Below are 21,529 nucleotides of genomic sequence, written 5' to 3'. Positions count from 1 at the left end.
CTTCAACGTGCCGGCTCAGTGCGCGGAATGAGAGAACGCACGTGAATACGATTGGCCTTAAACCCGTTGTGTGAGCTTCATCACCGGATGAGCTCGGTCCGCCCCGCCGCCGTTGAAGCTGGAAAAGAGGACCTGGTCATGCACCTGCAGTTTCTCGGGTCCGTAGACGCTTTCGGTGTGGAAGAAAACGTCCCCGCTGTCCGTGCGAATGAAGCCGTATGCGTTGTAATCTATTCGTTTGACCCGGCCTTCTCTTCGAGGCGCCGGCGTGTAGCAAAGGTTACCGCAGCGCGCGACGAGCTCGTCAGCGGTTGGCCGTTCCGCAGGATCGCGCTTCAAACAGGAAAAAACTAGCTCCATGACTTGGTTCGAGAGCGGCGCGAATTGGGGATTAGCACTGAGGAACGCCGGCACAGCCGGTCTTTCCGCCTCAAGAATTGCACGGACGGCTCGTAAGCCGACGCCATAGGGGGCCTCTCCGCACATCAGATGGAACATCATTGCGCCAAGCGACCACACATCGGCCTTCGCGCCCACCTCGGTAGGAGTGTCGATTGCTTCGGGCGCCATATAGGGAAGAGCCCCGACCGCCGTTTGCGAGGTGGTCATAGTGGCCGATCCACCAGCGGCCGCCTCCTCCAGCTCTTCGCCTGCCATCTTGGCGATTCCGAAATCGGTGACCTTCACCTCCGTGAGCGAATAGCCGCCGATGACCATTACGTTCGTCGGCTTCAAGTCGCGGTGGACCACGCCAGCATGATGCGCGGCGGCAACGCCCTTCGCCAGATGGTGAAAAACCTTAGCGCAGAGGTAGGGATCAAGGAACTTGGTTTGGCGTAATAACGCTTTATCCATGTCCGCGCCGTCGATGAACTCCTCGATCAGAAAACGAGCGTCGCCGTCTTTGACGTAATCGAGCGTCTTTGCGACGTTCGGGTGGTTCACTTTCGCAGCCACGATCGCACTTCGCTTAAACCGCTTGGTGGCGGAAGAATTCTTTGGCGTTTTCAAAGCCACGATCCGATCGGTCAAATTGTCATTGGCGGCGTAGACGAATTGCATGCCGCCGGCGTCGACGTAGCGAATGACCTGATAACGACTGCCGATCACGTCACCTGGCGACAATGGACCACTCATAAGACGATCTCCGGGTGCGATAGGTCGAACGTGATGTAGCGGCGGCGGTTGCCTTGATCTTGCGCTCCCAAGGCTATGACGCAGGAGCCCGGAAGACCATCGCCAACATTGAGCTGGCGGTTGTTGACGAGCACATCGCCGCCGAGGCTTTGAACACGGAAATCCAAGCCGTCGTAGCGAATCTGAATTTGCCCCATGTTCGGCAGGCTGAGATTCACCGAGCGGCTTCCGGCGTTCAAGTGCAACGCGCGCCCCTGAAAAACAAGCAGAGCCTGATGTCTGTCGAAAAGCACATGCCGAGCCAGTAGGTCTCGAACATGAGACATTGCCGGCCTATCTTGGGGCTTCGCCACGAGGCACTGGTCAAGAACTTGAATGATCTCCGGAGCGACTGCGAAAGGGAGGCCCGTGAAGTAGTTCGCGGCAGTCGGAGTCGGCGGCTGGGCCATGAGGTCGCCAGGCAGACCGCGCATCGCCAGGAAAAGCGCGGATGCACCGAATGCATAAGTGTCTACGGCAACCGTGAACTTGGCGTTTGCAAGGTAGAGCTCGGGTGCCGCAAAGCCGCGCGTTCCCACGAAACCCACAGTGGAGGCCGCCGGCCCATCATCGCGCGCTAGGCCGAAGTCGAAAATCTTCACGACCCCTTCTGGATCGAGCTTCATGTTGTTGAGCTTGATGTCGCGGTGGATGACTCCGACTGCGTGGATGTCGCTGATTCCTGACGCGATTTGCCATAGCTGCTTGTAGAAGGCTGTGGTCGTCGTCGGGGCCAATGCGTCATCGAAGAGATCTGATCCTTCGATGAATTCTTGAACGATACCTAAGTCGGAGCCGCTGAGTTGAAGCACGTCGTAGACCTGGACAACATGCTTTGAGCGCATCTTGAGCAGAGCCTTTAATTCGTCAAGCATGCGCCGACGATTGGCCGTGTCTCGAATGACTTTAATCGCGACCTTGCGCTCGAGAACGGCGTCTTGGCATGGGTGGACTGATCCCATGCCACCAGCAAGCGCTGCGCCAGAGATTTGATAGCGATCTGGCAACGGCATCTATTAGTTAGTTTTGTTGGGGAATTCGATCAGGAGCTGAGGCACGGTCGTCCTTTCTTGGCTCTTTTCGGCTGGCTGACCTTTCGCGGCAGACTTCCCTTTGCGAACCGATCGTCCTTTCTTCGTCGCGCCGGCCGCTGTGGCTTCTTGCGGAGCCTCGACCTCCACAGATGCTTCGGCCACGGCCTCTGGCGGCAGCACATCAGGAGCGGGAGCGGGCTTCGCCGCTACCGGGGCTAGGGGCTGCGAGGGAGATGTTGAAGGCCTCAGAGGGGCAACGATCACCTGCAACTCGCCAAACGGGTCCCACACTTCAAGACACCCATCGATATTCGGCATGCCGTCATCAATGGCGGCTCCAAGCGAGAGCATAGCGGCCGTCGCATTGTCTGGACCGCCACACCAACGAGAAAGCTCAACTAAGCGGCGAACGCAAACCCCAGGATCGGGAGCGTGCTTTACCAGTTGGCCGAACCAAGGCGTTGAATCAAGAAAATGAACTCCGTCGGTCGTCAGGAAAATGGCCGTGCTCTCCTGCGGGGCCAAGTCTGAAACGCTAGCTTCGAGCGGTTCGCCGATGCCGATGAACTGGATCAACTTAGATTGATTGAAACCCGCTTCGCCAACGCGGCCCAATTGGCCCGCGATGGTGTCGTCGACAGAGACCTGTTTCAACGAGGAGGCGTCGCTAACATAGACGCGACTGTCGCCAACGCTGGCCCAATGGATGGGGCCGTTGCCCGAAATCAGCGCGACCGAGATCGTGGCCCCACCTTCGCCATGCACCCGCGCATGCACGTCGTTGTTGGCTTGATGTATGCCGCGAAGTAACCACTGCCTTGAATCGATTGAGGCCCTCGCTTCGCTTGCGATGGTGGCGAACAAACTCCCGAGAGCTAATGCTGCGCACTCGGCGCCTTGCTGCATCCCGCCAATTCCATCGGCCAGCGCCGCAATCGCGAAAGGCCTGCCCAGCCTATCCCGGCCGCGTGCGATGGCTACTCGATCCTGATTTTCCCGGCGAATTTCGCCCACATCCGTAGCGAGCGCAGCAGCGATGGGAACCACTCGTCTCACGCCGCCGGACGGCGTGCGGCGCATGAACCACGCCGTCAGCTGAGTTTGTAGGTTAGATCGCCCGAGGCTCATTTTTTGGGGGGAGGGTTCAATATCGAATCTTCGCTATGGTAAGCGAATCCTGTGGACTATTCGGGGCGGCAGCAGGGTTATAGGGCTTAGCAAGGCGAGCTTGCCATTGAGAGCGTCGTAGCGCGCATTGAAGGTGGTGAAAAGTTGGTGGAACAGTAGCATCTCCGCCAGCTTTTGCTGCTGGACGAAGTAACAAAAGCCCAGAGTACCTGCCACAGCTGAGCCAACCAGCCCCATTCGCTCACTCCCTCCGAAAAGAATTGACAGAAAAACTGCCGCGCCTCCGGCAATCAGAGCGATCCACCAGTAGTTACGAAAAATGAAGTGACGATCCATGTGTACCGAGTGCGTTTTATGCGGGACTTAGCCAAGTGGTCTCTGGTGCCTCAAAGTTAACTCCCTAACAAATCACTTGCCCTCGGACTGCCATCAGGTCATGCCTGCCATAGTCGTGTCAGTGCATCCGCGAGAACTGTTGAACTGCCAGGGCAAACTCGTTAAACCCGCCATCAAGGGAGCCCAAAAGGCGGACATTGAGGCCGCGGCCGGAAGAGAGATGCAGCCTGTTGTAGCGGCAGACAGGGAGCTGTCGATTGTTCTTGAAGCGCCGGTCGGGCCCGCCCTTCTTGTTTACGAACTGCCAAGTATGGTCAACCACTGTCGCATCACGAGGCACTGATTCGTGCTCAATGAACCGAGACGGGAAGCTTTCAATGTTGAGACTCGCATAGCTGATGGCGCCGACGGACTTTCCCTGAAACGCAAGCACGCGATCTGGATAAAAAGCCAGCGTTGTACGACCGCTGGTTAGTACGGGAACGTCCACATTGGCAAGAATTCCCGGAACGAGAGAAATGGGACTGGGCACTGCCTCCTGAGCTGCTCAAGAAGGCGTATGCGAGTCTCAACCTAGACATTGAGGCGGCCCAGAGCTGGACGACTTTGAACTTCCGTGAAGCGAAGATACCTGCACCTAAGGACAATTTACCAAGATGGGAAAACGGACTCAACAATTGACTAGCCTGCAATGGGCTATGACGATACCCAATCCTGCTTCCCTGCCAGGTTCATGGCCGCTTGACGAAGAAACCAGTGTTTTCCCCACGGAGAGCCCGATATCGTGATTGAGCCGTCGGGTTGGAGAGCATTTTTCCGCAAGTTCTTCGATCCGCGGGGGGTCATAAAAACTGTCCATTCAATGCCGTAGTAAAGGGTGCTGTAGAACACCCCCTTCCCGCCATCGGATCGTGGTTCGGGAGTACTAATAGCCTCCGAGATCATCCCATTGGTCTTGCTGTAAATGACCCGTGCGGCAACGCAGTACTCTCCAATTCCGCCTGGGTCACCATTGAGCAACATTTTCCGGATGATCTCTTCGTTTGACTTGAGATCGACATGACGAAAATATGGCAACGTGCAAACACTAGCCCTGAACAAGTTCAATAGATGGAATAGCTTGAACTGCCGATAGTCGACCTGCAAGCTCACTACGTGATTCCGTGGCCAAGGCGAGCTTGCTGCTCTGGTTCGCCACGATTCAACGAAGGGCTCTTCATACTCCTTGCTACAAAACCCTTCGCACTGTCTACATAGCAAGAAATCGACGAAGCCATCTTGGTGCTTCTTCAGGCCATAAGGACCTCGACCATTTACCTGAAGCAAAAACCCTTTTTCGGCTTTCAAAGGGTTGACCACCGCCTTCGGAACAATGTGGCTCCTCGAAAGCTGGGCCTCTCGGTGGCAAAGTCGACAGATTCCAATCTTCACAAGCCTCCCCTCCCACAAAATTCGCCTATGGTCTTGAAAGTCAAGTCAGACCGCCGCGCCCCGCTCACCCGCTGAAAACGAACTCTAGTTACCTTCACCCGAGGGGCACGTCAAGACGCATACGCAAGATTGTCTGAGCAAGGTGTCTCGGGTGTACCTCCTGCACTCTCGTGCAATGCAGCCACATCTAGCGAGCGACATCCACGCGAATGAACGTCTGAATCAGTTGCCCAAGCACAGGGTGTTCGCCAGCCTTACGGTCTACAAGCGCTATGTCCAAGTGCCGAGTCCAATCCATTTCAGAGGCACTGCATCCGAAGCGCCGCTCAAACGCCCTCTTCAATTGGTCAGTGGTCTTTCCATCAATGGCTTCGTCCTTCACAGCAAGCAGAAGTGCTTCTAGACAGGGATCACAAGGCAAAACCTGAATGCTTGCTTGTTTAGCCATTTTTCTTGCAGCGTCTGTCCAGCCGGTATCAGTATCAAGGAGCGCAGCCACCACATCGTATTGCGCATTCATTGCCTGGCGGCGTGCATAGTCCACCACATGGCCCGCACCTTTGCCCCGGGCATTCTTGATCGTGACAGCCACCCCTGAGCCCCGCTCCACATACAACCCTTTCAGATAGCGCAAGAACACCTCCTCGGCGTCACCTTCGCCAACGATCAGGACAGTGCGAGCAGCAACCCGAGGCAATCTTCTGCGGTTCATAGCTGTGGTACCGCTCCATACGCACCGGCCATGTACTTGGCGTATAAATTGTCGTCATTGCGCACACCGCCCACGCTGTCCAGTCGCCAGGCGGTACTTTGGTTCTGCTCATCTTTTTCGACAAGCATGACCTGCGACTTATGAAGAACATTGAGGACCTCCACTGCGTGGCAGGTAAAGAGCAGCTGGGCGCCTCCCGGGTTGGTCTTGGAACTGGCAAACAACTCCAGGATCGGTTCAAGCATGTGCGGATGAAGATCGTTTTCCAGTTCATCGATCACCACCACCCCACCTCTTTCCAAAGCAGGAAGAAGGCGAGACAGCAGCACGAACAAGCTCTGCGTGCCGTTGGACTCGAGCATGAAGGGCAACTCAAAGCCCGCTGTTTCGCTCGTCGAATGTATGCCAAAGGGCACCCAAAATGGCTGTTTGCTGCCGTCGGGCTGAACGCTTTCCATCTGCCGGATATCCACGTCTTTGAGGCCGAGATCCCATCGACGCAGCATCGAGACCAACTGCAACCGCTGGGTGTCACTTTGGACAAAGTGGGCGGCAGCCGTTAGCAACTGATTCGGGTCATAGGGCTGCCGACCATACTGATGGATGTTTGTCCGCACAGTACTTATCGCTAGTCGTTGGGCCAACGGCACTCCGTACTGTGCGGCGGTCGCAATCAGCGAGGCGTTTGGCCGGACCTTCTTCGCCTCCGCAGGCAACAAGCCAAAATCCTTCTGCTTGACCACATACACCTGATCGTCTTCATTCCAGTCTCTCGTGAACACGTAACGCATGCGGTCGTGTTTGACATAGAGTGACTCATGCAGCACGCGCTCCGGGGTGCATCGCAAAGAGTAGCGCCACAGGCGACCTTCGAAGTCGGCTTCTACCTCAAACTGTGACGGTTCATTGGGCGATGACAGATGAGGTTGCACGGGAATGGCAGCCTGAGGGTCCATCGCGAAGGACTGGCTGATGAACCAGTCTACAAACAAAAGCGGCTTGAGCAACGCCGTCTTGCCACTGGCATTGGCACCGATGACCGACATCACACTGCTGACACGCTCGCCAGTAGGAACGTTCCGGGCCCAGACCGACTGTGGCACTTTGCCATCCACCAGCATGGACACCTCGGTCCATTCCCGGTAAGACTGAAAATTGGCGAACGAGTAGTGATGAAGCATGCGAAATTAGATCATAAAATGAAAAAATCAACAGATTTTTGTTGATTTTCAAAATTAATTGACCTTCAATCGGCAGAAATTCTTCTCACCTGATCCAAGAGGCCTCGTAGGTTGCGCATCCGCAACCCTGGATGCCGCGACCTACTCCGTCGAGAAATCTTCGCTGACAGGCAAGTGACTGAGGGTCAATCTGTACCTGTCTGGCAACCAAGGGGAATGTCAGGCTCGACGTTGGGTAGCTGCCCCCAGCTGATTCTTGAAGATGCATAAGAAGCTCTCCACCTCATGCGCCTGCAATCTGTGCAGTTCAGTGGGTAACTCAGACATCAGCACACGTTCACGATCCGTGCGGATGCCCAGCCGCTTTGCCCCAATCCTTGTTCCCGCATGAAGACAAACATCCTCGGGAGCATGACGACATGCAGCAGCTATCCGCAATGCGGTGTCGTAGTGGTACAGCTCACCGATGCCGGCAACCTCCGACGTAGCGTCCCGCACCAAATCCCACACTTCGTCGAAAGACCCCGCCTTCTGGAGGCGCCCCAGCTTCGCCCGCAGAGCTTCGTGCGCACTAATCAGGCTGTCGCGCGTCAGTCGTCGTTGATGCGCATAGCGCTTTCCATGCGAGTCCCGCGCCAATGCGGCACGCTCAAGAAGTGCCTTTGTCAACCCCTTTTCATCAGTCTGGAAACTTCGAAGTTCACCCAGCTCTCCAGGTCGGTACTCTTCAATAAAGTAGCTGACCATAGCTGCGAGCGTAGCGAATTTCCTTATGGTTCCACACCCGCTCTTTTTGGTTCTGAGCTTGCCACAAACCATCCCCGCTCCTCCTTTAAGTGTCGCATCCCGGATGATTGCATCGATCCAAAATGCTATCAACTCTTCATGGCCAGAGCGGTTCCGCAAGAAATTGACAGAGTCCTTGCAATCCGCCCAGGGAGCGAGGCCATGTTGATTGTCCTGCACAAAAACGCCCGCACCACGCCTGCCGTGTGTGGAGAGATCACGGCCAGCGAAGAGACAGTCAGGGTCTTGGCCCAGCGCTTTGGCGCCACCAAGCAGACGGTCTACAAGTGGAAAAAGCGCTCTGTCTTTGGGGGCCGCTCGCACACGGCCTACCACCTGCAAACGGTACTCACGCCTGCGCAAGAGACCGTGGTGGCTCACCTGAGGCGTACCTTGCTACTGCCCTTGAATGACCTGTTGGCTGTTACGCGCGAGTTCATTCGCCTCATGTCTCACGCTCGTGACTGGACCCGTGCCTGCGCCGCCATGGAGCGGGCAAACTCAACGTACTCAAACCCCAGGAACCTGCGGTGGCCTACAAGGCCTTCAAGAGCTACGAGCCAGCTATGCACCCGCAACGCGCAGCGCCTGTTCACAATCGTCCACACAGCCCGCCTGGAAATTTGAGACTACTTGACGCGAAAGCGCTCAGTCTAGCTACACGCTTATCCAGCGACGTTCAACGAAAGCCAACATGCCATGGCATACCAAATGGCATACCGATTGATTAAGAAAACAAAAAACCCCAAGTGAATCAATCACTTGGGGTTCTATGCTGGCGGAAACGGAGGGATTCGAACCCTCGATGAGGCTCTACACCCCATACTCCCTTAGCAGGGGAGCACCTTCGGCCACTCGGTCACGTTTCCAATCCCGCTATTATGCCTCATTTCAGGGGCAGTTTCGGCAGCCTGGGCAGCTTGCGGGTCTGGCCCCGAGGCCTTGTGCAAGCTGTGCCCGGCCCGCTCAAGATACTTTTCACCGATCACCACCGAGATCTTGGCCTCTTCGCGATTGGATTGGCTTCCAAGTTGGATACGGCGGTTGACTCCAATATTCGTCTTCTCGAAACGCGAACAAAACTGCGCCTAGATTCAGGGTCTGAGCCAATCAAGCGCGGGGCCCACCCGCACCACAAAGCCACTCCCCACCTTGATGCGAATGTGGTGGCCCCGCGTGGTGCATGCTCGGATCTGATCCAGCAGCTCACCCAGCTGCGCCGCCGCCGGGGTAGTGTGGTGGGTATGGCGCAGCCAGTGGCGCAGTACGTTGGCCTGGCGGGCGCGGGTGAGCCCCTGCAAAGCCTTGATCACCGGGGGGACGCCCACCAGGGACAGGTCTTGCTGTGCCATCTCGTGCAGCAGTTCTGCGGCCTGGGCGGCATTGGCGGCCGACCGTGCAAAGGTATCGCGAAAGGACGGGAACGCGGCATCCAGCGCAGGCAGCAATTGCGCCCGAATGCGGTTGCGCGTAAAGCGCTCGTCGGTGTTGGTGGGGTCTTCCACCCAGGCCTGGCCCTGCGCCTTCAACCAGTGGCGCACGTCTGCCGCTGCCACCTGCAGCAGGGGGCGGTGCCAGACCAGGCCTGCACGTTCCCATCGGGCGGGCATGGCGGCCAGGCCGGCCACGCCCGCTCCACGCGACAAGGCGAGCAACAGGGTTTCGGCCTGATCGTCGGCATGCTGGGCAATTGCTATAGATTGAATAGCACCCAAGGCATGATCCTCTAGCGCCACAGCCGTCAAAGCCTGGTATCTGGCTTGCCGGGCGGCATCCTCGGGGCTCTGGCCATGCTCGGGGCGCGCGTCCAGCCGATGCACACGCAAGGGCACGCCCAGTTGGTTGCACAAGGCCGCGCAATGCTGCTCAAAACCATCGGCGGCCGCCTGCAACCCATGGTGCACGTGGATGGCCAGCACCTGTCCAGGCCAGCGGCGTGCACAGGCCAACAGCAATGCAGTCGAGTCTGCCCCCCCACTCAAAGCCACCGCCAGGGGCAGCGCGGGCGCAAAGGCCTGCAGGGCAGCATCCATCGATTGGGTCATGGAATCTGCCCTTCAAACACGCGATGCGGCTCGGTCACAACCGCCCGACGCTTCTGAAAGCCGCAAGAGACAATGGGGATATGACGGCACATAGGCGCCGATTATCACGGCGCCCCGGGCTTCAACAGCGAGGCGCTTTGAGGGCACCCTGGCGCCACGCCCCCTACGGCTCAGCCGACCTGCGAAGACAGCCGTGGCGCAGCGTGGGCAGAGTCGGTAGACGACAGGCGGAAGGTGCCCACCACCTCCGACAGCCGCACGGACTGGTCCTTGAGACTCTGCGCCGCTGCAGCACTCTCCTCCACCAGCGCTGCATTCTGCTGCGTCATCTGGTCGAGCTGGGCCACAGCCTGCCCTACCTCGTTGATGCTCGTGCTCTGCTCATTGGTGGACGCCGTGATCTCGGCCATGATGTCCGTCACACGCTGCACCGAGGTCACGATGTCGGTCATGGTGGTGCCCGCGTCATGCACCAGGCGCGAGCCGTTTTCCACCTGCTCCACCGAGGTATTGATCAGCGTCTTGATCTCGCGCGCGGCCTCGGCACTGCGCTGCGCCAGGCTGCGCACCTCACCCGCCACCACCGCAAAGCCCCGGCCCTGCTCGCCCGCACGCGCTGCTTCTACCGCAGCGTTGAGCGCCAGGATGTTGGTCTGGAAGGCGATGCCGTCGATGACGCCAATGATGTCGTTGATCTTGCGCGAAGCCGCGTTGATCTGCTCCATGGTAGTGACCACATTGCCCACCACCTGGCCGCCGTGCTGGGCTACGTTGGACGCCTGGGCCACCAGTTGGTTGGCTTGGCGTGCCGAGTCTGCGTTGTGCCGCACCGTCTCGGTCAGCTGCTGCATGGAGGCCGAAGTCTGCTGCAGGCTGGATGCCGTGAGTTCGGTACGCCCGCTCAGGTCGTGGTTGCCCGTGGCGATCTCTTCGGCGGCCACGCGCACCGAGCTGCTGGCGTCACGGATCTGCGCAAGCACGCCCGAGAGCTTGCCCGCAAAGCTGTTGAAGCTGCCGGCGATCTGGGCCAGTTCGTCCTCGCCGTGGGCGTCGATGCGGCGCGACAGGTCGCCATCGCCCGCGCCGATTTCGTGCATCGCGTCACGCACCAGCGTGAGCTGGCGCAGGCGCCGGGTGAGGACCACGCCCAGCAGCGCCACAGCCACCACCAGGACCACCACGCTGGATACCAGCGATGTGGCCAGCATGGCCCGGATAGGTGCCATGGCCTCGCTTTCGTCCAGGGCCACCACCAGCATCCACGAGGTGCCCGCGATCGGCACCACACTCAGCAACCGGCTGCGCGACGCGATGTCCGCCTGCAGCAGGCTCTTGTCCTTGGATGCCGCGAGCAGTTTGTCGATCGCAAGGTCTTTGGACAACTCTGCAATGGGCTTGAGGGTCAGCGCCTGGTCGCGGTGGGCAATGATCTTGCCGTCGGCAGACACCAGAAACCCAAAGCTCTGCGGCGTGGGCTGGATGGACGCCACGTTGGCAACCACCGACTCCATGTAGACATCGCCAGCGGCCACGCCTTTGAGGGCCGCGCCCGCGCCCACCGGAGTCGCAAAAGTCACCACCAGTTTTTGGTCGGATGCCGAGATATAGGGCGGCGTAACCACCGACGTGCCTGCTTGCGCCGCTTGCTTGTACCAGGGACGCGCCGTGGGGTCATAGTCGGCGGGCAGGCTGCGAGTCTCTGAAAAAACGTACTTCTTGTCCGCGTAGCCAAAGTACGCCGTGCTGAATTTGCCCGCGTCGCGCAACATGGCCAAAGACTTGGCAGGTTCAGGGTCTTCAAAGGCGGTGACGGAGGCCGCGATGATGGCCGCCTTGGCTCGGCCCCACTCCTCGATGGTTTCTGCATGGCTTTTGGCCGTTGCCTGGCCCTCTTCGGCCAACGATATCTGCGCCTGTGCACGCGCCGAAAAGTAGTTGACCAGCGTCAACACCAGCAGGGCAGCCACCATGCAGGTAGCAGAGAGGACCAGGATCTGGCCCTTGAGTGTCTTCAGAAGCGACATGGAGCCCCCTTGAACCACCTGCGCAGGTGGTGTTCAGGCATGTTACATCCGGTAGCAGTCCGTGCGCCAGTGAGGGTTTGTGCGCCCCTGCAACGATTCGGCCGGAAAAACAACAACGGCCCCGAAGGGCCGTTGGAGGGGCGCCAAGCATGTAGTGCATGCGGCGCCAACAAGATTCAGCAAGGACTCCGGTCAGCGGGCGTCCGCCTTGGTGTCGCTGAAGCGGCCGTAGCTCTGCAGGCGCTCGTAGCGGCGGTCCAGCAAGTCTTTGGTCTTGAGGTCTGCCACCTGACGGAAGGCGTCGCCCAAAGCGCGCTTGAGGAAGGCTGCCATCTGCTTGTGGTCGCGGTGTGCGCCGCCCACGGGCTCGCTCACGATCTTGTCCACCAGGCCCAGAGCCTTCAGGCGGTGGGCGGTGATGCCCAGGGCGTCGGCAGCCTCCTGGGCCTTGTCGCTGGTCTTCCACAGGATGGAGGCGCAGCCTTCCGGGCTGATCACCGAATAGATGGCGTACTGCAGCATGACGACCTGGTCGCCCACGCTGATGGCCAGGGCCCCGCCGGAGCCGCCTTCACCAATGATGGTGGTGATGATGGGCACTTCGAGCTGCGCCATCTCGAAGATGTTGCGGCCGATGGCTTCAGACTGGCCGCGCTCCTCAGCGTCGATGCCGGGGTAGGCGCCGGGCGTGTCCACAAAGGTGAACACGGGCAGCTTGAACTTCTCGGCCGTCTTCATCAGGCGCAGGGCCTTGCGATAGCCTTCGGGCTTGCTCATGCCGAAGTTGCGCATGGCGCGCTCTTTGGTGTCTCGCCCCTTCTGGTGGCCCAGCACCATGCAGGCGTGGCCATTGAAGCGTGCCAGGCCGCCCACGATGGACAGGTCGTCAGAGTAGTGGCGGTCGCCGTGCAGCTCGACAAAGTCGGTGAAAATGTCGCGCACGTAGTCGAGCGTGTACGGGCGCTCTGGGTGGCGGGCGATCTTGGTGATCTGCCAGGGGGACAGTTCGCTGTAGATGTCCTTGGTGAGCTGCTGACTCTTCTTGCTCAGCTGGTCGATCTCTTCCGAGATATCGACGGCACTCTCGGTCTGCACGTAGCGCAGTTCTTCAATTTTGGATTCGAGTTCGGCGATGGGCTGTTCGAAATCCAGAAAGGTCTTTTTCGCCAACGTTTTTCTCCTAGGGGATCGCGCCGGTTGCGGCCGCCACGAATGGCACGCACTGTAACCGACGGTTAACGATTTTTGTAAAGCGCGTCAGGCTGGGTCAGCCGTTTTCAGTAAGCCACCGGCAGGGGGTCGAGCGATCGCCAAATATACCAAGTTGCCACGCTGCACCATGGCTTCCAGGCCTCGGCCACCTCGCGTGCGTCGCTGCGGCTGACGGGGTCGCCCGAGAAATAGTTGTGACTGATTCCGGCGATCAACCCTGGGTCGTCCAGGGGCAATACGTTGGGGCGCATCAGGTAGAAGATCAGGAACATCTCGGCCGTCCAGCGGCCAATGCCCCGGATGGCCACCAGCTCGGCAATGATGGCCTCGTCGTCCATCGATGCCCAGTCTTTCACATGCAGCTTGCCCTCTTCAAAGTGGATGGCCAGGTCCACCAGGTAATCCACCTTGCGCGCCGACAGGCCTGCGGCCCGCATGTCGTCGATCTTGAGCTTGAGCACGCTGGCGGGCTTCATGCTGCGGGGCAGCGCAACAAAACGCTCCCACACCGTTTGCGCGGACTTCACCGAAATCTGCTGGCCCACGATGGAGCGCGCCAACGTGGTGAACGCGTCGCCACGTGTCTGCAATGCGGCATCGCCAAACTGCGGGATCAGGCGCTTCATCACCCGATCCTTCTTTACCAGATGCTTGCAGGCCTCGGCCCAGTAGTCGGGCGTGGCCAGCACCAGCGGCGGCGTTGCGGCATCGCTTGCTATTTTTTTAAGAGCTGCCACCGCTTACCCCACCTGCGCTAGAGGCATATTTGACATAAAAAACAGCTTCACTGCGCGGCTTCCCATGTCGTACCTGCGGCCGAATCCTTGAGCACGATGCCCTGGGCGAGCAGCGCCTGGCGGATGCGGTCGGCCTCAGCGAAGTTCTTGGCAGCCTTGGCGGCAGCGCGGGCGGCAATTTGCGCCTCGATGTCTGCCTCGTTCACACCGGCACCCGCCTGCAGGAAAGCCGTGGGGTCGCCCTGAAGAATGCCCAGGCATCCCCCCAGCGCCTTGAGCAGCCCTGCCAGCGCGGCCGAGCGGGTCTTGTTGACCTCGCTCGCCAAGTCGAACAGCACGGCCACGGCCTCGGGCGTACCGAAGTCCTCGTCCATGGCGGCCTTGAAGCGGGCGGCATAGGGGTTGGTCCAATCGATGGAGGCCATTTCTGCCGGGGTCACCAGGCTCAGCGCGGTGTACAGACGCTTGAGCGCCTGTCGCGCATCGTCCAGGTGGGCATCGCTGTAGTTCAGCGCGCTGCGGTAATGGGCGCGCACGATGAAAAAGCGCACCGTCTCGGCGTCGTACTGCTTGAGTACGTCGCGGATGGTGAAAAAGTTGCCCAGGCTTTTGGACATCTTCTCGTTGTCCACACGCACAAAGCCGTTGTGCACCCAGAACTTCGCCAGCGGCTTGCCCGTGGCACCTTCGCTCTGGGCAATTTCGTTCTCGTGGTGGGGAAACTGCAGGTCCGCGCCGCCGCCATGGATGTCAAAGGTCTCACCCAGCGTGGCGCAGCTCATGGCCGAGCACTCGATGTGCCAGCCGGGGCGGCCTGCTCCAAAAGCGCTATCCCATTTTGCTTCTGGCGGCTCCTCGGGCTTGGCGGACTTCCACAGCACAAAGTCGAGTGGGTCGTCCTTGCCGTCCAGCACAGCCACACGCTCGCCAGCGCGCAGTTCGTCCAGCGACTTGCCAGAGAGCTTGCCGTAGCCGTCGAACTTGCGCACCGAGTAGTTCACATCGCCGTTGCTCGCGCGGTAGGCCAGGCCCTTGCCTTCGAGCTGGCCGATGAGCGACAGCATTTGGGGCACATATTCGGTAGCGCGGGGTTCGGCCGAGGGCGGCTCGATGCCCAGCAGGCCGATGTCCTGGTGCATGGCGGCAATCATCTCGTCGGTGAGCTGGCGAATGGTGATGCCCCGCTCCAGCGCGCGCTTGATGATCTTGTCGTCGATGTCGGTGATGTTGCGCACGTAGGTCACGCGCAGGCCGCTGGCCTTGAGCCAGCGCTGCACGACATCAAACGCCATCATCATGCGGGCGTGGCCGATGTGGCACAGGTCGTAAATGGTCATGCCGCACACATACATGCGCACATGGCCAGGTTCGAGCGGGGAAAAGTCCTCCAATGCACGCGACAGCGTGTTGTAGATGCGCAAACTCATGGGATTTCAGTAACGGGAGACTTGACGGGGTGGGTGAGAGATAAAGATTCACCCGGCAGCAGCGGACCTCAGCCCTTGGCAGGGGGCGGCCCGGCAAGGGGCGTCCAGCAAAATCACCAGCGGCAACAGCGTACCGTCATGACAACCCCCTCAGCTACAATCCGCCGCAGTATAAGCCCCCGCCCGGGCTGGCTGCCGCCCAACTCCTTTGTACCCCCATGAAGCAAGTCCGACGCACACTCCCACGCCTACTGCGCCTGCTGGCACTGACCGCCCTGATGGGCACGGGCGTGGCCCACGCGGACGACTATGCCGACATCACCCAACTGCTCAAGGCTGGCAAGGCCGCCGAGGCGCTGACCAAGGCCGACCAGCGCCTGGCGGCCAACCCGCGTGACCCGCAACTGCGCTTTTTGCGCGGCGTGGCCCAAACGGATTCGGGCAAGCAGGCCGATGCCATCGTCACCTTCACCAAGCTCACCGAAGAGTACCCAGAGCTGCCCGAGCCCTACAACAACCTCGCCGTGCTGTACGCCAACCAGAACCAGTTGGACAAGGCCCGCACTGCGCTGGAAATGGCGATCCGCACCAACCCCAGCTATGCCACCGCGCAAGAGAACCTGGGCGACATCTACGCCAAGCTGGCCAGCCAGGCCTACAACAAGGCTCTGCAGCTCGATGCCAACAACGCCAACTCCGTCAAGCCCAAGCTGGCGCTGATCCGCGAACTGTTCTCCAACGAACCCGGCAGCAAAACCGGTCGCCCTGCCGCCGCAGCGCCCGCGCCCGCCGTGGTGGTGACCCAGCGCCCGGCACCAGCTCCAGCACCGGCCCCTGCAGCCCCCGCTCCGGCGCCAGCACCTGCCGCAGCCCCCGCCCCAGCGGCCAGCCCGGCTCCCGCTGCACCGGCTCCCGCGGCTACCAGCGACGCATCCACCCAAGCAGTCACCGCCGCCGTGCAGGCCTGGGCTACCGCCTGGTCGTCCAAAGACATGAAGGGTTACCTGGGCGCCTACGACAAGTCGTTCGACCCACCTGGCCGCCAGGGCCGCGCGGCTTGGGAGAAAGAGCGCGAGGCGCGCATCGTCGGCAAGTCCAAGATCAACGTGAAACTGTCTGACATGACCGTGTCGGTGCAGGGCGACAAGGCCACGGCCCGGTTTCGCCAGGCCTACAGCGCCGACTCGCTCAATGTGAGCAGCCGCAAGACGCTGGACCTCGTCCACAACAACGGCCGCTGGACCATCGTCCGCGAGTCCACAGGCGGTTGACCATGGCCCCCGATGCGGCGCCTGCGCCTTCCGCGCGGGCTTTTTTTTTGCCCTGACGTCCAGCTGATTGATGGTTCGCATGTTTGTGCCCCTGACCACAACAGGCCGCAGGGCAGCATCGGCGATGCTGTTGCTGGCGGGCATGTCACTGGCCACACCGGCCATGCCGCAAGGTGCCAAGGCACGCCGTGCGGCTGCCGCGCATGCTGCGTCTACCACGCCCCCGGTGGCATCCACACCCGCAGAGCTGCACGACGGCCAGGCAGAGGCGCGCCTCATGGCGGTCTACAAGCTGGTGGCCGAAGGCCGTGGCCGCGAGGCCCTGGCCCAAGCCGAAAGCCTGGCGCGCGATTACCCCAACTTCCAGCTGGCGCAACTGGCCGTGGGCGACCTGCTCATGTCGCGCACCCGCCCGCTGCGGCATATGGGCGATGTGGCCCCCGAGCCAGACTCGGCCCGCAGCATCCAGGCAGCAGCGGCACTGACCGAATTGCGCACCGAGTCGCGCCAGCGTGTGGATGCGCAACGCAGCCGCCCGCCTGCCAATGCCATCCCCGCGCAGTTCCTGGAGCTGTCCTCGCGCTCGCGCCACGCGATTGCGGTGGACACCTCACGCTCGCGCCTGTACCTGTTTGAAAACACGTCCCAGGGCCTGCGGCTGGTGGCCGACTATTACGCCTCCGTGGGCAAGCTCGGCATCGAAAAAGAGGTGGAGGGCGATCAGCGCACCCCACTGGGCGTGTACTTCATCACCAGCCGCCTGGACCCGGCCAAGCTCAAGGACTTCTACGGCGCGGGTGCCCTGCCCATCAACTACCCCAACCCCCTGGACCAGAGCCGAGGCAAGACGGGCAGCGGCATCTGGCTGCATGGCACCCCGCCCGACCAGTTCGCGCGCGCGCCACTGGCCACCGACGGTTGCCTGGTGCTGGCCAACCCCGACCTCGAACGCATCCTGCGCACCGTGGAGCCCCGCTCCACCCCCGTGGTCATTGCGCGCCAGTTGCAATGGGTGCAACCCCACAGCGTGGCGGCCGACCGCAAGTCGTTCGAATCTGTGCTCAACGCCTGGCGCACCGCCAAGACCGAGGGCGACATGAAGCGCCTACTGGGTTTTTATGCGCCCGACTTCCAGAGCTACCGCAAGAAGCCGCTGGAGGAATGGACCCAGGTGCTGCAAGCCGAGGCCCGCGCCCTCAAAGGCCGGGAACTCCAGCTCAAGGACAAGTCTTACCTGCGGTGGACGGACTCGGCCGACACCATGGTGGTAACGTTCGGCGAAGTCGCCGAAGGCGCCCGCACGGGCCCTGTCAAGCGCCAATACTGGACGCGCCGGGGCCAACAATGGCAGATCTTTTTCGAAGGAGTAATTGGATGATTTCCAGAAGAAATTCGGCTGTAGCGCTGGCAAGTATTGCCTTGACAGCTATGTTTTCAGTAGCAACCGCCCAGGCGCAGGATGCCCCCAAGGTCAAGCTGGCCACGTCGATGGGTGACATCGTCGTGCAGCTTGACGCCGCCAAGGCGCCCAAGACGGTCGAGAACTTCCTGGCTTACGTGAACAGCAAGCACTACGACGGCACCGTGTTCCACCGCGTGATCGACGGTTTCATGATCCAGGGCGGCGGCTTTACCCCCGACATGCAGCAAAAGCCCACCAAGGCTCCCATCCCGCTCGAAGCCAAGAACGGCCTCAAGAACGACAACTACACCATCGCCATGGCCCGCACCGGCAACCCCGACTCGGCCACCTCGCAGTTCTTCATCAACGTGAAGGACAACGCCATGCTCAATGCCCCCAACCCTGATGGCCACGGCTACGCCGTGTTCGGCAAAGTGGTCGAAGGCACCGCCGTGGTGGACAAGATCAAGGCTGTGGCCACCGGCAACAAGGGCGGCCACCAGAACGTGCCCACCACCCCCATCACCATCAACTCCGCCACCGTGGTGAAGTGAAGCAGCCCATTTTTTTGAAAGAAGACAGCCATGAGCAACCCCCAAGTCGAACTGCACATCACCGGCTACGGTGTCATCACCCTCGAACTCGACAGCGCCAAAGCGCCCAAGTCGGTCGAGAACTTCCTGGCCTACGTGAACAAGGGCCACTACAACAACACCATCTTCCACCGCGTGATCCCCGGCTTCATGGTGCAAGGCGGCGGCTTTGAGCCCGGCATGACCCAAAAGGGCACCGATGCGCCCATCGAAAACGAAGCCAACAACGGCCTGAAGAACGCCAACTACACCGTGGCCATGGCCCGCACCAGCGACCCTCACTCGGCCACCGCCCAGTTCTTCATCAACGTGGCCGACAACGGTTTCCTGAACCACACCGCGCCTTCGGCCCAGGGCTGGGGCTATGCCGTGTTCGGCAAGGTGGTTGGCGGCGCCGACGTGGTCGACAAGATCAAGGCCGTGAAGACGGGCCGCAAGGGCTTCCACGACGACGTGCCCAAGGAAGACGTGATCATCGAGAAGGCTGTTGCCCTCTGACCTGACATCCGCCCCGTGACCACGACCGTGCCCCCGTTCGAGGAGCTTGTAGCGCCCTCGCACTGGCGCACGGTCGAATTCATTTCGGACCTGCACCTGCAGGCCAGCGAACCGGCCACGGTGGCTGCATTCCAGCAGTATCTGGACAGCACCACGGCCGACGCCCTCTTCATCCTGGGCGATCTGTTCGAGGTGTGGGTGGGTGACGATGCCATGGGCGAACCTGGCAGCTTCGAGGCCCAGGGCTGTGCCCTCATCCGGGCTGCCACGCGGCGCATGCCGGTTTACTTCATGCACGGCAACCGCGATTTTCTGGCCGGCCCTGTATTCCTGGCCGACTGCGGCATCACCGGGCTGGCAGACCCCACGGTACTGGTCTTTGGCGGCCAGCGCTATGTCCTGAGCCATGGCGATCTGCTGTGCCTGGACGACGTGGACTACCAGCGCTTTCGCATACTAGCTCGCAGTGCCGCCTGGCAGCAGCAGTTTCTGGCACAGCCGCTGGCAGCGCGCCGCGCGCAGGCACGTGGCATCCGCCAGGAGAGCGAAGCGCGCAAGCAGTCGGGCGCCACATACGCCGACGTGGACAGCCCCGCCGCCATTGCCTGGTTGCGTGCGGCAGGCGCCCACACCCTGATCCACGGCCACACGCACCGCCCCGCCGACCATGCGCTGGCGCCAGGGTTGCAGCGCGTGGTGCTGAGCGACTGGGACGCCGCCGCATTGCCCCCTCGGCTGGAAACACTGCGTTTGTCCAGTGCGGGCTTGGAACGGCCGCCCCTGGCCCCCAAGTACCAGCGGTCATGAACTGCGCGGGCCCACCTCCCGCAGCCCGATCGCCATGCCCCCTTTGCTCAACCGCCTCTGGCGCCGTGTGCGCGCTACCGTGGCCCCCGTGCCCGATATCTCGGCCACCTTGTGGCTTCAGACCATCCAGCGCTACCCATTTCTGGCCGCGCTGTCGCTGCACGACCAGGCCAAGCTGCGCGTATTGAGCGCGCTCTTTTTGCACCACAAGGAATTCCACGGCGCCCATGGCCTCACGGTGACCGACGCCATGGCCATCGACATTGCCGCGCAGGCCTGCCTGCCCCTGCTGCACTGGGGCGACCCCGCCAAGGCGCTCGACTGGTACGACGATTTTGTGGGCATCGTGCTGCACCCTGGCGAAGCCGTAGCACGCCGCCAAACGACGGACGAGGCAGGCGTGGTGCACGAACACGCCCAGGTGCTGCTGGGCGAAGCCATGGAGCGCGGCCCCATCATGCTCAGCTGGCAACATGTCGCCAACGCCACTGAGAACACCGCACGCGGCCATAACGTAGTGGTGCACGAGTTTGTGCACAAACTCGACATGAAAAACGGCCAGCCCAACGGCTGCCCGCCCTTGCCCGCAGGCTTCATGGGCACACGCACCGGCCGCGCCGCATACGAAGCGTGGTGGGCAGCATGGGAACCCGCCTACGAGCAGTTCCGCGAACGCATCATCCTCGCAGAGCGCTTTGGCGCCGAACGCCCCTGGCTGGACGCATACGGCGCCACCTCGCAGTCCGAGTTTTTTGCAGTGGCCTGCGAGGCCTACTTTGTGAACCGCGAGCGGTTTGCACAGGAGCTTCCGGGGCTGATGCCGGTGCTGGATGCGTTTTTCCAGCGCCCGCCCCACGCGGGCTGATAGGGCTCTGCCACAAAGGGCGAGCGAAACTCATCTCAGGCAGCGCCCCGGAACCCCCATGCCCGGGCGTTGGATGAAATGACAAAAAAGACAAAAAATCTATATTTTGACAATTTATCCAACTCCGGATAAATTGCCGACATGCCTGAACACGCCTCAGCGCCAGCCCGCCACCGCACTCGCCGACAAACTCCAACGCGCACCGCAGAGCAAAAGGCCCTGCTCACCCAGATCGAGCAGGTCGCCCAAGGTCTGGCTGCCACGTTTGCGCCGTTTTGCGAGGTGGTCGTGCACGACCTGCTGGACCCCAAGCACTCCATCCTGACCATCCACAACAACCTGTCAGGGCGTATGGTGGGCGACCCCACCACCGAGATGGGGCTCACACGCATCGCGGACCCGGACTATCCGCAGGTGGTCGCCAACTACGCCAATCAGTTCGCTGACGGACGCCCTGCCAAGAGCACCTCGGTGGGCATCAAGGACGCATCGGGCCACTACATCGCCGCGCTGTGCCTGAACGTGGACCTCACCCTGTTTCGCAGCCTGCAGAGCGTGGTGGGTCAGTTCACCGCCACGGACGGCAACACGGGGCTCAAGGAATCGCTAGACCCCGCCGGGGCCGAAGCCATCCGCCAGCGCATCGACCAGTTCGCGGCACGCCTGTCTTCCGCGCCACGCGCCCTCAAGGCGGCCGAGCGGCGCGCGTTGCTGCGCGAGCTCAAGGCATCGGGCAGCCTGGAGGTGCGCCGCGCCATGGAGGTGGTGGCGCAGCACCTGGGAGTGTCGCGTGCCACGGTGTATGGCGACGTGAAATGACACGGCCCCACAACACGGCCCTCCGCACCCGACACATCGGACCTT

General features: G+C 61.1%; 20 protein-coding genes, 1 tRNA gene and 1 pseudogene. 8 read left to right on the top strand and 14 right to left on the bottom strand.

Going from position 1 to position 21,529, the window contains the following annotated elements; genetic code table 11:
• Positions 1-57 precede the first annotated feature (57 nt).
• From OIN59_RS21200 to OIN59_RS21165, 8 genes are all read right to left on the bottom strand, one after another.
• A complete protein-coding gene (locus tag OIN59_RS21200; protein ID WP_274113598.1) occupies positions 58-1,137 on the bottom strand; it encodes a serine/threonine-protein kinase in 1,080 nt (359 codons plus the stop codon).
• Entirely contained in the window at positions 1,134-2,189 is a 1,056-nt protein-coding gene (locus tag OIN59_RS21195) for a serine/threonine-protein kinase (RefSeq protein WP_274113596.1), read from the bottom strand. The genes OIN59_RS21200 and OIN59_RS21195 overlap by 4 nt, the downstream gene beginning before the upstream one ends.
• Before the next feature lie 3 nt (positions 2,190-2,192).
• Complete coding sequence (locus OIN59_RS21190) at positions 2,193-3,338, bottom strand: PP2C family protein-serine/threonine phosphatase (protein WP_274113594.1); 1,146 nt, start codon at positions 3,336-3,338, stop codon at positions 2,193-2,195.
• A 33-nt stretch (positions 3,339-3,371) separates the two neighbouring features.
• Complete coding sequence (locus tag OIN59_RS21185; protein WP_274113592.1) at positions 3,372-3,674, bottom strand: hypothetical protein; 303 nt, start codon at positions 3,672-3,674, stop codon at positions 3,372-3,374.
• Between the two features lie 118 nt (positions 3,675-3,792).
• Complete coding sequence (locus OIN59_RS21180; protein WP_274113590.1) at positions 3,793-4,164, bottom strand: hypothetical protein; 372 nt, start codon at positions 4,162-4,164, stop codon at positions 3,793-3,795.
• 1,128 nt (positions 4,165-5,292) lie between these two features.
• Positions 5,293-5,817 (bottom strand): hypothetical protein, encoded by a 525-nt coding sequence (locus tag OIN59_RS21175; protein WP_055400710.1) that lies wholly within the window; start codon positions 5,815-5,817, stop codon positions 5,293-5,295.
• The gene (locus tag OIN59_RS21170; protein WP_274113587.1) at positions 5,814-6,998 is read right to left on the bottom strand and encodes an AAA family ATPase; all 1,185 of its coding nucleotides are present in this window, start codon (positions 6,996-6,998) and stop codon (positions 5,814-5,816) included. Before OIN59_RS21170 ends, OIN59_RS21175 begins: the two co-directional genes overlap by 4 nt.
• A 219-nt stretch (positions 6,999-7,217) precedes the next feature.
• The gene (locus OIN59_RS21165) at positions 7,218-7,904 is read right to left on the bottom strand and encodes a hypothetical protein (protein ID WP_274113585.1); all 687 of its coding nucleotides are present in this window, start codon (positions 7,902-7,904) and stop codon (positions 7,218-7,220) included.
• 42 nt (positions 7,905-7,946) lie between these two features.
• Here OIN59_RS21165 and OIN59_RS21160 point away from each other — a divergent pair.
• A pseudogene (locus OIN59_RS21160) lies at positions 7,947-8,347 on the top strand (IS481 family transposase); the annotation flags it as partial.
• Positions 8,348-8,560: 213 nt separating this feature from the next.
• Here the strand turns inward: OIN59_RS21160 and OIN59_RS21155 are convergent.
• The 6 genes from OIN59_RS21155 to cysS all read right to left on the bottom strand — a co-directional run bounded on the left by OIN59_RS21155 (position 8,561) and on the right by cysS (position 15,229).
• Positions 8,561-8,653, bottom strand: a tRNA-Ser gene (locus tag OIN59_RS21155).
• A gap of 225 nt (positions 8,654-8,878) precedes the next feature.
• Positions 8,879-9,829, bottom strand: a complete 951-nt coding sequence (gene tilS / locus OIN59_RS21150; RefSeq protein WP_274113583.1) for a tRNA lysidine(34) synthetase TilS — start codon at positions 9,827-9,829, stop codon at positions 8,879-8,881.
• A 170-nt stretch (positions 9,830-9,999) separates the two neighbouring features.
• A complete protein-coding gene (locus tag OIN59_RS21145) occupies positions 10,000-11,853 on the bottom strand; it encodes a methyl-accepting chemotaxis protein (protein WP_274113581.1) in 1,854 nt (617 codons plus the stop codon).
• 192 nt (positions 11,854-12,045) lie between these two features.
• Positions 12,046-13,023, bottom strand: a complete 978-nt coding sequence (locus tag OIN59_RS21140) for an acetyl-CoA carboxylase carboxyltransferase subunit alpha (protein ID WP_274113579.1) — start codon at positions 13,021-13,023, stop codon at positions 12,046-12,048.
• A gap of 107 nt (positions 13,024-13,130) precedes the next feature.
• Positions 13,131-13,802, bottom strand: a complete 672-nt coding sequence (locus OIN59_RS21135; RefSeq protein ID WP_407655128.1) for a DNA-3-methyladenine glycosylase family protein — start codon at positions 13,800-13,802, stop codon at positions 13,131-13,133.
• Between the two features lie 47 nt (positions 13,803-13,849).
• On the bottom strand, positions 13,850-15,229 hold the full coding sequence (gene cysS, locus OIN59_RS21130; protein ID WP_274113577.1) for a cysteine--tRNA ligase: 1,380 nt from the start codon (positions 15,227-15,229) through the stop codon (positions 13,850-13,852).
• A gap of 218 nt (positions 15,230-15,447) precedes the next feature.
• Between cysS and OIN59_RS21125 the strand changes: the two genes are divergently transcribed.
• The 7 genes from OIN59_RS21125 to OIN59_RS21095 all read left to right on the top strand — a co-directional run bounded on the left by OIN59_RS21125 (position 15,448) and on the right by OIN59_RS21095 (position 21,484).
• Positions 15,448-16,500, top strand: a complete 1,053-nt coding sequence (locus OIN59_RS21125) for a nuclear transport factor 2 family protein (protein ID WP_274113575.1) — start codon at positions 15,448-15,450, stop codon at positions 16,498-16,500.
• Positions 16,501-16,579: 79 nt separating this feature from the next.
• Entirely contained in the window at positions 16,580-17,878 is a 1,299-nt protein-coding gene (locus OIN59_RS21120; protein ID WP_274113573.1) for a L,D-transpeptidase family protein, read from the top strand.
• Positions 17,875-18,456 (top strand): peptidylprolyl isomerase, encoded by a 582-nt coding sequence (locus OIN59_RS21115; protein ID WP_274113571.1) that lies wholly within the window; start codon positions 17,875-17,877, stop codon positions 18,454-18,456. Before OIN59_RS21120 ends, OIN59_RS21115 begins: the two co-directional genes overlap by 4 nt.
• A gap of 30 nt (positions 18,457-18,486) precedes the next feature.
• The gene (locus OIN59_RS21110) at positions 18,487-18,993 is read left to right on the top strand and encodes a peptidylprolyl isomerase (protein ID WP_274113569.1); all 507 of its coding nucleotides are present in this window, start codon (positions 18,487-18,489) and stop codon (positions 18,991-18,993) included.
• A 15-nt stretch (positions 18,994-19,008) separates the two neighbouring features.
• Positions 19,009-19,800, top strand: a complete 792-nt coding sequence (locus OIN59_RS21105) for a UDP-2,3-diacylglucosamine diphosphatase (protein WP_274113567.1) — start codon at positions 19,009-19,011, stop codon at positions 19,798-19,800.
• Between the two features lie 34 nt (positions 19,801-19,834).
• The gene (locus OIN59_RS21100; protein WP_274113565.1) at positions 19,835-20,665 is read left to right on the top strand and encodes a M90 family metallopeptidase; all 831 of its coding nucleotides are present in this window, start codon (positions 19,835-19,837) and stop codon (positions 20,663-20,665) included.
• A 141-nt stretch (positions 20,666-20,806) separates the two neighbouring features.
• Entirely contained in the window at positions 20,807-21,484 is a 678-nt protein-coding gene (locus OIN59_RS21095; protein ID WP_274113563.1) for a helix-turn-helix transcriptional regulator, read from the top strand.
• Positions 21,485-21,529 lie beyond the last annotated feature (45 nt).

Source organism: Acidovorax benzenivorans (genome assembly GCF_028680575.1).
GTDB classification, from domain to species: Bacteria; Pseudomonadota; Gammaproteobacteria; order Burkholderiales; family Burkholderiaceae_C; genus Acidovorax; species Acidovorax benzenivorans.
Note: the sequence above shows the minus strand (reverse complement) of the source record. Positions and strands in the feature narration are given on the sequence as shown.

Bases quoted from the DNA above. Each gene is read 5' to 3' on its own strand.
- OIN59_RS21200 (WP_274113598.1), bottom strand. From the start codon at position 1,137: ATGAGTGGTCCATTGTCGCCAGGTGACGTGATCGGCAGTCGTTATCAG.
- OIN59_RS21195 (WP_274113596.1), bottom strand. From the start codon at position 2,189: ATGCCGTTGCCAGATCGCTATCAAATCTCTGGCGCAGCGCTTGCTGGT.
- OIN59_RS21190 (WP_274113594.1), bottom strand. From the start codon at position 3,338: ATGAGCCTCGGGCGATCTAACCTACAAACTCAGCTGACGGCGTGGTTC.
- OIN59_RS21185 (WP_274113592.1), bottom strand. From the start codon at position 3,674: ATGGATCGTCACTTCATTTTTCGTAACTACTGGTGGATCGCTCTGATT.
- OIN59_RS21175 (WP_055400710.1), bottom strand. From the start codon at position 5,817: ATGAACCGCAGAAGATTGCCTCGGGTTGCTGCTCGCACTGTCCTGATC.
- OIN59_RS21170 (WP_274113587.1), bottom strand. From the start codon at position 6,998: ATGCTTCATCACTACTCGTTCGCCAATTTTCAGTCTTACCGGGAATGG.
- tilS (WP_274113583.1), bottom strand. From the start codon at position 9,829: ATGACCCAATCGATGGATGCTGCCCTGCAGGCCTTTGCGCCCGCGCTG.
- OIN59_RS21145 (WP_274113581.1), bottom strand. From the start codon at position 11,853: ATGTCGCTTCTGAAGACACTCAAGGGCCAGATCCTGGTCCTCTCTGCT.
- cysS (WP_274113577.1), bottom strand. From the start codon at position 15,229: ATGAGTTTGCGCATCTACAACACGCTGTCGCGTGCATTGGAGGACTTT.
- OIN59_RS21125 (WP_274113575.1), top strand. From the start codon at position 15,448: ATGAAGCAAGTCCGACGCACACTCCCACGCCTACTGCGCCTGCTGGCA.
- OIN59_RS21120 (WP_274113573.1), top strand. From the start codon at position 16,580: ATGTTTGTGCCCCTGACCACAACAGGCCGCAGGGCAGCATCGGCGATG.
- OIN59_RS21115 (WP_274113571.1), top strand. From the start codon at position 17,875: ATGATTTCCAGAAGAAATTCGGCTGTAGCGCTGGCAAGTATTGCCTTG.
- OIN59_RS21110 (WP_274113569.1), top strand. From the start codon at position 18,487: ATGAGCAACCCCCAAGTCGAACTGCACATCACCGGCTACGGTGTCATC.
- OIN59_RS21100 (WP_274113565.1), top strand. From the start codon at position 19,835: ATGCCCCCTTTGCTCAACCGCCTCTGGCGCCGTGTGCGCGCTACCGTG.
- OIN59_RS21095 (WP_274113563.1), top strand. From the start codon at position 20,807: ATGCCTGAACACGCCTCAGCGCCAGCCCGCCACCGCACTCGCCGACAA.